Genomic DNA, 11,980 nt, shown 5'->3' with positions numbered 1-11,980 from the left:
GGGGCGGCTTCCCGATCAAGGCCCAGCTTGAAGACGCGCGGGAGCGTAACGACATTGTCGGCAATGCGCCTGATCCGGATTGCTCTTTCGTCGCTGCTCTGGGTCGTGGTGGCATTCTGCCTGACCGCGACGGTGGTGCCCTTCTTCCTCGACCGCATCTATTATCGCGGTCCCGTCACCAGCCATTTCGACGGGCAGCGCTTCTTCAACCCCGATGGCGACGCGCTCGAACTTTCGAACCAGCGGCGCAACCGGCTGCTCTGGCAGCAGGCCTTCGGTGACCCGACCCGGCCGAAATGGCCCGCGCGGGTGGCAGTGACGCCGGCCAGGCCGCCGGCGCGTGTGGAGGGCGGCGCAATGCGCGTCACCTGGATCGGCCATGCGACGGTGCTGGTGCAGGCGGACGGCGTGAACATCCTCACCGATCCGGTGTGGAGCGACACCGTCGGCCCGTTCGGCTTCGGGCCGCGGCGCGTGGCCGAGCCGGGCGTGCGCTTCGAGGGCCTGCCCAGGATCGACCTCGTCCTCGTCAGCCACAACCATTACGACCATATGGACCTGCCGACGCTGAAGCGGCTCTGGGAGCGCGATCACCCGCTGGTCGTCACGTCGCTCGGCAACGACAAGGTGATCGCAAGTGCCGGCGTGACTTCGCGGGCGCTCGACTGGGGACAGCGGGTCGCGCTGCGTCCGGGCGTGGCGGTGACGGTGACGCGCAGCCATCATTGGGGCAGCCGTTGGTTCGCCGATCGCAGCCGCGCGCTCTGGTCGAGTTTCGTGGTGACGCTGCCGCACGGCAATTTCTTCTTCGCCGGTGATACCGGGCTGGGCGACGGCAAATGGCCTGCAGAGGCGGCGGCGCTGGGGCCGGTCCGCTTCGCCGCGATCCCGATCGGTGCCTTCCGCTTCGACGAGGGGCAGCTGGCGAGCGGCAGCCATATCGGGCCGCCCGACGCGATCCGGGTGTGGGACGGGCTCGGCCGGCCGAACGCGCTGGCGGTGCATTGGGGTACCTTCCGCCTGTCGCGCGAGGGCTATGCGACGCCGCCGAAAGTGCTGCGCGGCATGATGCAGTGCGCGGGCGAGGATCCGGCGCGCTTCGCGGCCCATCCGATCGGGCAGGGCTTCGACGTGCCGCCGATCGGCGCCGCACCGCGCGCGCCCGACCATGCCGGGCTCGATGCCTGTATCCGGAACGGGGCTTTCGACGCGCTGCGCTGATGCGCCGAACCGAGGCCCTGCTTGCCTTCCAGGCGCTTGAAGGGACTCGGCACGCCGGTCTATCCTGCGCGGAATCGGGAGGGGTCCCCTGTGAAAGAACGCGCGACACAAGCTGCGCAACGTTATGACACGTCCATCGACCGGGCCGGGCTGGCGCTCGGCGCGGGCAGCGCCTTTGCCGGGCTGATCGTGCTCGCGCTGCTGGTGCTCGGCGGCAAGCGCGATCCGCTGAGCCTGATGGGCGGCTGGCTGATCGGCAGCCTGATTGCCGGCATCGCGATCACCGCGGTGGGCGGGCCGCTCTGGCTGGTGATGCACGTCGCCGGCCTGCGCCGCGCCCACCACGCCGCGCTGGTCGGCGCCGTCACGGCGCTCGCCATCTTCGTCGGCGCGCAGACCTATGGCTTCGGGTTGTTCGAGATGCCGCCGATGGACAATCGCGCGCTGCTGTTCCGCTGGATCAGCGCGGTCGCCTCGAGCGGGATACTCGCCTTGTTCGCGGCGGGGACGGCGGCGCTGATGTGGCGGATCGCCTATCGCCCCGAGGCCTGACTATTCCGCGCATTCCCCGGTGCGGCGGCCGCCGAGATTCATCGTCATCTTCATCCGCTGGGCGGGATCGGCGGGCTGCTGGTCGATGTCGAGGCGGATCGCGAAGCGCTCCGCCGCATAGGTGCCCGAGACTGCCAGATCGACTTTCGAGCCCGGCGTCTCGCCCTTGCAGCTGAGCTGGCCGTCGAACCTGCCGCCGCCCATCGTCAGGCGCTGATAGTGGCAGTCGCTGCCGAGCATCTCGAAGACCGCCGCCGGCTCGGGCGCGGCGAGATCGGTGCCGGAGTGGCAGAGGCTCTCGGTCTTGCCCATCGCCTTGGCCGCCGCGATCCTGGCGTCGCGATCGGCGCCAGGCGCCATGCCGGGCAGCTCGAACGCAGCGATCGCGATCGTGCGCTCCCACTGGCCCATGTGCATCGGGCCGCCGGGTTTCGCCTTGGCATAAGCGGCGGCGACTTGCTCCGAAGTCGCGTCGGTCACGCTGAAGCCGTCGCCGGCCTGGCCCGCGCCGGTGAGCAGCACCAGGACGGCGGCTGCTCCGGGTAGGGCCAGGCGGCGGATCACGCCTTGCACTCGCCGATGCGCTTGCCGGTCATCCGCACGGTCATCGAGGTTTCCTTGGTCTGCCCCGCCGGGGTCTGGCGCTGCGTCATCGTCAGGTCGAACGCGGTGGGGGTCTGGGTACCGGCGAAGCTCATCTGCGCCTTGCCCATGGGCGTGTCGCACGCCATCGCCGCGTCCAGCTTGCCGCCGACGAAGCGATATTTGGAGAAGCGGCAACCGGATGCCATCGTGCCGAGCTTGGAGACGTCGAAGGGCTTGAGCTCCTCGGCCTTGCGGCAGCCGCGCTCGGTCCGCGGCGGCTTGCCCACGTCTTCCTTCATCTTGGCCGCGATCTGCTCGGGCATCCCGCCGGGCTCGAGCGCGACGAGCTGCACGCCGGTCTCCCACTGGCCCGACTGGGCAGGTGCCTTGGCATCCGCCGCGACTGCCTGCTTGGCGACTTCCTCGACGCTGGCATTCTCCAGCCGGACATCGCCGGTCCGGCGTGCGCTTTCCTCGGTCGAGGGCCCCTGGTTGCAGGCGGCGAGCGGGAGCAGCGCTCCGGCGGCGAGTATCGTGAAGCGCATGATGTCCCCCTGGGGTTGGCGTATGTGGCAGCCACACCTGATGTTGCGGCCGATTACAAGGGTGGATCGCCAATCCAGCGGCGTGAAGGCATTCGGCAGCGTAAATCTGCACCGAATTGGCTAGATGTTCTTGATATGTTCCGATTGGGTTCGCATCTCCGTTGTGGGGAGAGGCTGCATGGCGCTAAGTCGGTCGAATTCGGGAAAAGTTGAGAACGGGTTCTCGATCTATTTGCGGACGGGCTATCGCGCACCGCCCGGGGTCGAGCTCAAGTTCAACCCTTGGCACGATAGTGAAAACGGGCGTTTCACTTTCGTTGGTCAGGGGCGGTATTATCCGAATGGTTACGCAGCGCAGGACGTTCCGCAGCGCGACCGCGAGGCCGCTGCAAAGGACATACGCGATGCCTACGGAGGGCGCCGGCAGCCTTCGTATCGGGACCCATACGTTCCCGATCGCAGCGACCTTGGTCCGTGGCATCCGAAGAATTGGAGGGTCTATGTGGCCCGGCCGGGCGATAGCCTGGCCAAAATCGCACGGACGCGGAGATGGTTGACCGTTGAGTACCTCGCCCGCTTCAATCGCATTCCGAGGGGTAAACTGCGAATTGGGCAGATGCTCATGTTGCCTACGCAGCAGTATCTCGATGAGGAGCGAGACGCTCAACAAAGATATTATGCGCTCAGGCTTTATATGGCTACGCATGGCGGCAGGTTGCCTCCGAATGCCGCAAGGCCTCCCTCGCTGGAAGAACAGGCAAGGGCGACCTACAGGCATATCATAAAGAACGGCTATGATTTTGAACTAGACTTCGTCGATAGATTTAAACGCGTGACTGGCATTCTCGCTCGCAACCGAGAGCAGCGCCGGTCGGGTACCACGCAACGGAATTCAGGAAAGCCTGATCGCCTGGCCACGGATCATGGCGGCCATGTTATCGCACGGCGCTTCAATGGCCCAAGAGACTGGTTCAACCATTTTGCTCAAGATGGCTCTTTCAACCTAGGGCCCTATGCCAAGCTTGAGAGAGAATGGGACCGAGCGATGGACGCTGGTCACATTGTTAGGGTTGATATTCAGGCCAGCTATGAAGGCCGGTCACGGAGGCCCAGTACGATAGTGGCCCGTTATTGGATTGATGGCGAATCTCATATTCGTCGTTTCCCAAATGCGCGCTGGGAGGAAACGCGATGACAGGTAGATCGTTGGAAGATTGCCTCCAGGCAATTGGTCAGGCGATTGCGGACGTGATTGATGGCGATCCGGACGGTGCGTTTCTATATGCGGAAGTAGAGCCCGATATGGTCTATGAGGCCTTATTTCTGGATAGGAATGGGAGTGTCGAGTACATCGACACCAGCGACGTGCTTTCGAAGGCGCTGTTCGACGCGTGGTCCGCGTCCGAGCCAGGGAAGGTCTGGTCCACTCTGTCCTATGCCATCGTGGGGAGTGCATTTGACGCCAGTTTCCAATATCCCGATGAGATATCCGATGACGAAGGCCCCGAGGATCGGCGTCGCCGGGTATTGAAGGCGAGATATGGCGACAAGCCGATCAAATACCCACCGCCGCCGTCGGATGCCATGGAGGTATAGAGAGAGGGACGCGATTGCCGCGGCCCACTCCACTTCCCATATTCCCTCCGATGGCAATCCAGATTCGCACCAGCCTGGCCGAGCCCGAGACCGGGCAGAGCTTCGTCCCGCACCGCCCGCAGCGTCCCGACAAGCTCGAGGGCGGCAGGCCGTTCAAGCTCGTCAGCGAATATGAGCCCTCGGGCGACCAGCGTTTCGCGATCCCCGAGCTGGTCGAGCAGGCGCGGGCCGGTGAGCGGGATCAGGTGCTGCTCGGCGTCACCGGATCGGGCAAGACCTATACCATGGCCAAGGTGATCGAGACGCTGCAGCGCCCGGCGCTGGTGCTGGCGCCGAACAAGATCCTGGCCGCCCAGCTCTATGGCGAGATGAAGAGCTTCTTCCCGGAGAACGCCGTCGAGTATTTCGTCAGCTATTATGATTACTACCAGCCCGAGGCCTATGTGCCCCGGTCGGACACCTACATCGAGAAGGAAAGCTCGGTGAACGAGGCGATCGACCGGATGCGGCACTCCGCCACCCGGTCGCTGCTCGAGCGCGACGACGTGATCATCGTCGCGTCGGTCTCGTGCCTCTACGGTATCGGCTCGGTCGAGACCTACAGCGCGATGATCTTCGACCTGAAAAAGGGCCAGGTGGTCGACCAGCGCGAGATCATCCGCAAGCTGGTCGCGCTCCAGTACAAGCGCAACGACGCCGCCTTCGGCCGCGGTGCCTTCCGGGTGCGCGGCGACAGCCTCGAGATCTTCCCCTCGCACTATGAGGACAGTGCCTGGCGCGTGTCGTTCTTCGGCGACGAGATCGAGGAGATCACCGAGTTCGATCCGTTGACCGGATCGAAGGTGGCGAGCCTCGACTATGTCCGCGTCTTCGCCAACTCGCACTATGTCACGCCCGGGCCGACGATGAAGCAGGCGATGGAAGGCATCCGCCACGAGCTGACCGAACGGCTCAAGGAGCTGGAGGCCGAGGGCAAGCTGCTCGAGCACCAGCGGCTGGAGCAGCGGACCAATTTCGACCTGGAGATGATCGCGGCGACGGGCAGCTGCGCGGGCATCGAGAATTATTCGCGCTTCCTCACCGGCCGCCTGCCGGGCGAACCGCCGCCCACCTTGTTCGAGTATCTGCCGGAGAATGCGCTGCTCTTCGTCGACGAGAGCCACCAGACCATCGGCCAGATCAACGGCATGTCGCGGGGCGATCACCGCCGCAAGGTGACGCTCGCCGAGTTCGGCTTCCGCCTTCCCAGCGCGATCGACAACCGGCCGCTGCGCTTCAACGAATGGGAGGCGATGCGTCCGCAGACCGTCTATGTCTCGGCCACCCCGGGCGGCTGGGAGATGGAGCAGACCGGCGGCGTGTTCGTCGAGCAGGTGATCCGCCCGACCGGCCTCATCGATCCGCCGGTGGAGATCAAGCCGGTCGAGGAGCAGGTCCAGGACCTGATCCAGGAATGCAAGGCGACGACGGCCAAGGGCTATCGCACGCTGGTGACCACGCTCACCAAGCGCATGGCCGAGGACCTGACCGAGTACATGCACGAGGCGGGCGTGAAGGTCCGCTACATGCACTCGGACACCGAGACGCTGGAGCGCATCGAGCTGATCCGCGACCTGCGCATGGGCGTGTACGACGTGCTGGTCGGCATCAACCTGCTGCGCGAGGGACTCGACATTCCCGAGTGCGGGCTGGTCGCGATCCTCGATGCGGACAAGGAAGGGTTCCTGCGCTCGGAGACGTCGCTGATCCAGACGATCGGCCGCGCGGCGCGCAACGTCGAGGGCCGGGTGATCCTCTATGCCGATCGCATGACCGGATCGATGGAGCGTGCGCTCGCCGAGACCGGCCGCCGCCGCGAGAAGCAGGAGGAATACAACACCCTGCACGGCATCACGCCGGCGACGATCAAGCGCAACATCGGCGACATCATCGCCCATGTCGCGTCGAAGGATCAGGTGACGGTCGAGATCGATGCCGATCGCCCGCACATGGTCGGCCACAATTTGCGCGCGTACATCGAGGAGCTCGAGAAGAAGATGCGCGACGCGGCGGCCAATCTCGAGTTCGAGGAAGCCGGGCGGCTGCGCGACGAGATCCGCGGGCTGGAGGCCGAGGAGCTCGGCCTGCCCGACGACCAGCGCAAGGCGCCGATCATGGGGCGCTCGAACGAAGGCAAGCCGGGCACGCGCAAGACGCGCTACGGCAAGACCCAGAAGAAATGGGGCGGGGGCGGCGGCCGGCGCTAGGCCGGTGCCCTCCCCGGCGCCCGTATCGCTCCCTTCGCGGTGGCACGGACGATGCGCTGGAACTTGGGGCATTCCATATGGCTGGGCGCCGGGCACTCGGCGGCGTGGCGCAGGCCGTCGCGCATCGCGGTGAGGCGGCGGATGCTGGCGTCGATCTCGTCGGCTTTGGCATGCAGCATCGCGCGATCGATGCGGGGCAGGCCGTCTGGGGCGAACATCGTGGCGATCTCGTCGAGCGAGAGGCCGGCGGCGCGGCCAAGGGCGATCAGCGCCAGCCGTTCGACGATGCCGGGCGCGAAGATGCGGCGCATACCGCGCCGGCCGATCGAGGCGATCAGCCCGCGTTCCTCGTAATAGCGCAGCGTCGAGGCGGGCATGCCCGTCCTGCGCGCCACTTCGGCGATATCGAGTGGTTTCACCTATTGACCTCAAGCCGGCTTGAACTGGCAGGCTGGCCTTTCGTTCGTACGAAGGCAAGGAGACACAGGGTGGAGAAGATCGTCTGGAGCATCACGGGCAATGCCTGGGTGGAAGCGGAGGCGCTGCTCGATGGCATGTACGCGCCGTTCGAGGCGATGCTCGCCCAGGAGATCCCCGCCGGCGCGAAGGTGCTGGACGTGGGCTGCGGCACTGGCGCGACGACCGTCGCGGCGGCGCATCGGGCCGGGGCGGATGGCGAGGCGTTCGGCGTAGATATTTCCGAACCGATGATCACCGCCGCCCGTGCCCGGGCCACACGGGAAGGCGTGGCGGCGCGCTTTGAACTGGGCGATGCGCAGGACTTCGCGTTCGAGGCGGGGCGCTTCGACCGGCTGATCTCCCGCTTCGGTCTGATGTTCTTCGACGATTTCGTCGCCGCGTTCGCCAATCTGCGCCGCGCCGCGGCCCCGGGCGCAATGCTGCACGCGATCGCATGGCGGAACGGGGACGAGAACCCGTTCATGATGGAGGCCGAGCGTGTCGCGGCACCCTTGCTGCCCGGGTTCGCCGTGCGCCCTCCGATCGAGGAAAATGGCCAGTTCGCATTCGGCGATCCCGCGCGCGTGCTGGATATCCTTGCCAGCAGTGGTTGGCAGGATGCCGCGCTGGCGCCGATCGCCGTCTCCTGCACGTTCCCGGCCGCGGCCTTGCCCTTCTATCTTGCCCGGCTCGGACCGGTGGGCCGGGCGCTCGAAGGCAGCGATCCGGAACTGCGCGACCGCGTGCTCGCGGCAGTGCTCCCGGCTTTTGATCGCCATGTCGTCGGCGACGAGGTGCGCTTCGACGCCGCCTGCTGGTCGATCAGCGCCCGCGCCTGAGGCGGAACGACAGAGCGGAGTGCCGGGCCGTTTCGCCGCCAAGCCGGTTGAGCCGCCCGGACACTTCGCCCATAAGGCCCGGCATGCATCGCAAGCTGCTCGTCTTCGCCTCCGCGCTCGCCATTGCGGGCTGCTCGGAAACGCCGCGCGTGGTGCCGTCGTCACCGCCCAGGCCGGCCCCTGCGCCGACGCCGACGCCGGTTCCCACGCCCAGCCCGGCCCCCGCGCCGACGCTCGCCGCCGACTGGCGCGACTGGCCGCTCACCCCGGGCAACTGGGTGTACAAGCAGGACGGGCGTGGCTCGGTCGCGCTCTATGGCGTGGCGGGCGGCGAGGCCGATCTGATCCTGCGCTGCGATGCCGGGCGCAGCCGCGTGGTGCTGTCGCGCAAGGGCGCGGGTGTGGCGAACCTGACGCTGCGCACCACCAGCACGCTGCGCCAGCTTCCCGTCCAGCCGCTTCCCGGCGCGACCACGCCCTGGCTCGCCGCCGATCTGGGGCCGCGCGATTCCATCCTTGATGCGATGGGCTATAGCCGCGGGCGCTTCCTGGTGCAGGGCAATGGCCTGCCGACCCTGGTCGTTCCCGCCTATGCCGAGATCCTGCGCGTCGCCGAGGACTGCCGCGGATAGATCGCCACGCCTCGCGCATTGACTCGTGCGAGAGGAGAGAAGCGATGATCCGCAGGCTCAAGTCCGGCGAATACCGGCTCTATTCGCGCAAGCTCGATCCGCGCACGCAGAAGCGGCGCAACCTCGGCACGTTCGGCACGCGGGCGGCGGCGGAGACGCACGAGCGCGAAGTGCAGTATTTCAAGCGCCACTGAACGCTGCGGAGACGGGCCCGAAACGATCCGGCGGATGGGGTGGAATAGGGCGACGCGACGGTTTCCGGCCCAGAATTCCAGAATCGCTCAGAAAAAGATTTTATACAAGACTTGTTCTGCGACTCGCGGTGATTCAAATAGTTGGCGTACCCTTCGAGGGTACGGGCTTCTTCAACTAGCGAAAGGAGGTGATCCGATGTCTCATGGTTCAGCAATGGGGTCGGTTCAGTTCGTTCGGGAGACGCACCGCTAAGCTTTGAGGCGCGATCGGAAGCCCTCCGATCGTAAGGCGCACGGGAGGTATTCTCCTCCAATCAACGGCGCCGGTCCGAAGCAAAGCGGTCCGCATGGTCTCCCGGGCTGGAGCAACCGGCCGCTGTGACCATGTCGGAGGTCGTCGGGTCGTCGGGAGACGCCCCGGCGGCCTCTTTCAATTTCGAGGAAGCGCGGTGCGCGTGGCCCCTGCGAGAGCGGGGGCTTTTCTTTTGGGTGCGCGGCTAGGCGATCCGGTCGAGCCAGCCGGGCAGGGCGGCGAAGCGATCGAGCTGGGTGAAGCGGGGATGGTCGCTCGGCACCGCGGCGCGCTCGTGCGACCAGGACAGTTCGGGCGGCAGGAAGGCGGCCCAGCCGCCAGCGGCGAGCACCGGGGCGATGTCCGATCGGATCGAGTCCCCCGCCATGCCGGCGCGCTCAGGGGCCACGCCGTAGCGCTCGAACAGGCGGACAAAGGTGTCGGGGGTCTTGTCGCTGACGATCTCGACGCCGTGGAACAGCTCGCCCAGCCCCGAGGCGGCGAGCTTTGCTTCCTGGTGGAGCAGGTCGCCCTTGGTCACCAGCACCAGCCGCACGCGCTCCGCCAGGGCGGCGAGCGTCTCGCCTACCCCGTCGAGCAGCTCGACCGGATGCGAGAGCAGGTCGCGCCCCGCCGCCAGCATCGCGGCAACGTCCCGCGCGGTGAGCGCGTCGCCGCACAGCTGGGTCGCGGTCTCGATCATCGACAGGGTGAAGCTCTTGGCGCCATAGCCATAGAGCCGGAGATTGGCGCTCTCCATCGCCTCGAGCCGCTCGCGCGCCACGCCTTCCGCCGCGAACGGCGCCATCATCGCGACAAAGGCGCGTTCGGCGGCGTCGAAGTGGCGCATATTGTGCCAGAGCGTGTCGTCGGCATCGAGGCAGAGCAGGTCGAGCGGCATGGGGGATGCTCTAGCGCCGCCGGCCCTGGCGGGCCACGCATAAGATATGCGCGGCCCGCGGAGGTTCAGCGCGCGGGCACGAACACCACCCTGCGCACCGCGCCGTCGAAGCTCTGCGCACCGAGCACCAGCATGTTGTTGCCGTCGAGCAGGGTTGCGGGAGCGGGAATGCGCAGCTTCTGCCAGCCGCTGCCGGTGGGGACCGCGAGCGCCAGCGGGGTGCCGCCATTGAGGGTGAGGCTAAGGGTGCCGCCCTTGTCGGACCTGGCTTCCACTTCGATCGTGTAGCGGCCGCCGCCATCGGCGGAGAGCGAATAGCGCATCCATTCGCCCGGCTTGAAGTCGCTGACGTACAGGCTCTCGTCGTCCGCGCGGGCGATGTCGACGCCGTCGTTGCGCCAGGTGCGGCCGTTGTTCCACAGGGTGCGGCTCTTGCCGGTGGAGACATGGTAATTGGCGTCGTCGGTATCGCGATAGGCGATTCCGGCCGGGCCGATGTCATAGTCGACGGCATCGAAGGCGCCGCCCTCCGCGGTGACCAGCAGCGGCGCCGAGGGCCGGGGGCTGGGATCGTGCGGCTGGCGCAGCATCGCGTCGACCACATCGGCGTGGAACAGGTTGCTCTCGTGGCGGATGTCGTGGCGGGCGAGCTGCATCAGCGTGGCATAGGCCTCGTCGGCGCTCGGGCGTGGGCCCTTGTTGGTCCAGTATGCGACCAGCTTCGCCCAGCCGGGATTGGGGGCGATCTCATAGGGATTGTTGAAGCCGATCTTCTTGAGCGGCCAGAACGCCCAGCCGATGCCGTGCTTCTCGACCAGGCCGATCGCGTCGCGGAACCAGACATTGGAATTCTCACCCGATTCCCCGAGCCAGAGCGGCATGTTCCAGGTCTCGCGCAGCTTCAGGTGCGGGGCGATCGAGGCTTCGTCGTTATAGTTCCAGTATTTGTGGAAGCTGAGCGCGGTGTTCCTGTCCGCGAAGGGCAGCAGGCCCTGATAGTTGTTCCCCCAGCAATTGCCCTCGATGATGAGCATATGGCGCTTGTCGACCTGGCGGATCGCGGCCGCGATATCGGTGTAGAGCTGCTTGAGCGGTGCATTGCCGGTCTCCTTGCAGCCATGGTCGCCGCCGGGGGCGGAGAAGTCCCAATTGGGCTCGTTGAGCACGTCATAGGCGCCGATGCCGGGCTCGTCGGCATAGCGCTCGGCGAGCTTGCGCCAGATCGCGACCGTCTTGCGGCGGTTCTCCGCGCTCTGCCACAGCGAAGGCTTGTCGGGATCGCGATCTGCGATCGGCAGGTCGTTGCCCTGGCCGCCGGGCGCGGCGTGCAGGTCGAGGATCAGGTACATGCCGTTCGCCTTGGTCCAGGCGAGCAACGTGTCGATGCGGCGGAAGCCGTCCTCGAGCCAGGTGTCCCTGCCGGCGACCGGCTCCTTCTCCGTGGGCAAGGTGAGCAGGTTGTAGTGCATCGGCAGGCGGACCGAGTTCATTCCCCAGCGCGCCATCATGTCGATGTCCGCCTTGCGGGTGTGGTTGTCGAGCCAGGCCTGGTAGAACTCGGCCGTCTTCTCCTCGCCGATGAGGTCGGCGATCGAGGCGCGGATGCGATATTGCTGGCCCGAGCCCAGCTGGCCGAGCTGGAGCATATAGCCTTCCTGCAGCATCCAGCCGCCCAGCCCCATGCCGCGCAGCAGCACCGGGTTGCCGCTCTCGTCGACGATCCGCTGGCCATCGGCGCGCAGGAAGGTCTGCGCCGATGCTGGCAACGTTGTCATGCAGGCGAGCAACGCGAGCGCGAGCTTCTTCATTCCGGGCGGTCCTCTCTGTTCGATTTTGCGGGGAACCTAGCGTGGCGCGGGCTTGAGAGCGATCACAATCGTCATTGCGCCATCGCCCGAGATTCCGAATTTCGCCGGGA

General features: G+C 66.5%; 13 protein-coding genes. 8 read left to right on the top strand and 5 right to left on the bottom strand.

Translation table 11 applies throughout. The annotated features are described in order from the left end of the window. Positions 1 to 63: 63 nt before the first annotated feature. Both GGR46_RS22030 and GGR46_RS22025 read left to right on the top strand, forming a co-directional pair. Entirely contained in the window at positions 64 to 1,221 is a 1,158-nt protein-coding gene (locus tag GGR46_RS22030) for an MBL fold metallo-hydrolase (RefSeq protein WP_184000230.1), read from the top strand. A 90-nt stretch (positions 1,222 to 1,311) separates the two neighbouring features. After that, positions 1,312 to 1,773, top strand: a complete 462-nt coding sequence (locus GGR46_RS22025; protein ID WP_184000229.1) for a hypothetical protein — start codon at positions 1,312 to 1,314, stop codon at positions 1,771 to 1,773. On the opposite strand, the gene GGR46_RS25590 is transcribed toward GGR46_RS22025, so the two are convergent. Both GGR46_RS25590 and GGR46_RS22015 read right to left on the bottom strand, forming a co-directional pair. Next, positions 1,774 to 2,337 carry a DUF3617 family protein gene (locus GGR46_RS25590; RefSeq protein WP_184000228.1) on the bottom strand — a complete coding sequence of 188 codons (564 nt, stop codon included), beginning with the start codon at positions 2,335 to 2,337 and terminating at the stop codon, positions 1,774 to 1,776. It abuts the gene before it with no gap. Continuing rightward, positions 2,334 to 2,903 carry a DUF3617 domain-containing protein gene (locus GGR46_RS22015; protein WP_184000227.1) on the bottom strand — a complete coding sequence of 190 codons (570 nt, stop codon included), beginning with the start codon at positions 2,901 to 2,903 and terminating at the stop codon, positions 2,334 to 2,336. The genes GGR46_RS25590 and GGR46_RS22015 overlap by 4 nt, the downstream gene beginning before the upstream one ends. Positions 2,904 to 3,081: 178 nt before the next feature. Here GGR46_RS22015 and GGR46_RS25585 point away from each other — a divergent pair, with 178 nt between their 5' ends. From GGR46_RS25585 to uvrB, 3 genes are read left to right on the top strand one after another with little or no spacing between them, the layout of a single operon-like run. Beyond that, positions 3,082 to 4,098 (top strand): LysM peptidoglycan-binding domain-containing protein, encoded by a 1,017-nt coding sequence (locus GGR46_RS25585; RefSeq protein WP_246426305.1) that lies wholly within the window; start codon positions 3,082 to 3,084, stop codon positions 4,096 to 4,098. Continuing rightward, positions 4,095 to 4,499, top strand: a complete 405-nt coding sequence (locus GGR46_RS22005) for a hypothetical protein (protein ID WP_184000226.1) — start codon at positions 4,095 to 4,097, stop codon at positions 4,497 to 4,499. Before GGR46_RS25585 ends, GGR46_RS22005 begins: the two co-directional genes overlap by 4 nt. A 50-nt stretch (positions 4,500 to 4,549) precedes the next feature. Next, positions 4,550 to 6,745, top strand: a complete 2,196-nt coding sequence (uvrB, locus tag GGR46_RS22000; RefSeq protein ID WP_184000225.1) for an excinuclease ABC subunit UvrB — start codon at positions 4,550 to 4,552, stop codon at positions 6,743 to 6,745. On the opposite strand, the gene GGR46_RS21995 is transcribed toward uvrB, so the two are convergent. Beyond that, positions 6,742 to 7,164 carry a MerR family DNA-binding protein gene (locus GGR46_RS21995; RefSeq protein ID WP_184000224.1) on the bottom strand — a complete coding sequence of 141 codons (423 nt, stop codon included), beginning with the start codon at positions 7,162 to 7,164 and terminating at the stop codon, positions 6,742 to 6,744. The genes uvrB and GGR46_RS21995 overlap by 4 nt on opposite strands. Positions 7,165 to 7,233: 69 nt before the next feature. Here GGR46_RS21995 and GGR46_RS21990 point away from each other — a divergent pair, with 69 nt between their 5' ends. From GGR46_RS21990 to GGR46_RS21980, 3 genes are all read left to right on the top strand, one after another. After that, positions 7,234 to 8,043, top strand: coding sequence for a class I SAM-dependent methyltransferase (locus GGR46_RS21990; RefSeq protein ID WP_343058296.1), 810 nt, complete (start codon positions 7,234 to 7,236; stop codon positions 8,041 to 8,043). An 83-nt stretch (positions 8,044 to 8,126) separates the two neighbouring features. After that, on the top strand, positions 8,127 to 8,675 hold the full coding sequence (locus tag GGR46_RS21985) for a hypothetical protein (RefSeq protein ID WP_184000223.1): 549 nt from the start codon (positions 8,127 to 8,129) through the stop codon (positions 8,673 to 8,675). A 44-nt stretch (positions 8,676 to 8,719) separates the two neighbouring features. After that, positions 8,720 to 8,869: a hypothetical protein gene (locus GGR46_RS21980; RefSeq protein ID WP_184000222.1), complete on the top strand. Its 150-nt coding sequence runs from the start codon at positions 8,720 to 8,722 to the stop codon at positions 8,867 to 8,869. A 497-nt stretch (positions 8,870 to 9,366) separates the two neighbouring features. Here GGR46_RS21980 and GGR46_RS21975 read toward each other — a convergent pair whose 3' ends face one another. Both GGR46_RS21975 and GGR46_RS21970 read right to left on the bottom strand, forming a co-directional pair. Next, positions 9,367 to 10,062, bottom strand: coding sequence for an HAD family hydrolase (locus GGR46_RS21975; protein WP_184000221.1), 696 nt, complete (start codon positions 10,060 to 10,062; stop codon positions 9,367 to 9,369). Between the two features lie 65 nt (positions 10,063 to 10,127). Continuing rightward, a complete protein-coding gene (locus GGR46_RS21970) occupies positions 10,128 to 11,870 on the bottom strand; it encodes a cellulase family glycosylhydrolase (protein ID WP_184000220.1) in 1,743 nt (580 codons plus the stop codon). Between the last annotated feature and the right edge of the window lie 110 nt (positions 11,871 to 11,980).

This window comes from Sphingomonas kyeonggiensis (assembly GCF_014196745.1).
GTDB lineage: Bacteria > Pseudomonadota > Alphaproteobacteria > Sphingomonadales > Sphingomonadaceae > Sphingomonas > Sphingomonas kyeonggiensis.
Note: the sequence above shows the minus strand (reverse complement) of the source record. Positions and strands in the feature narration are given on the sequence as shown.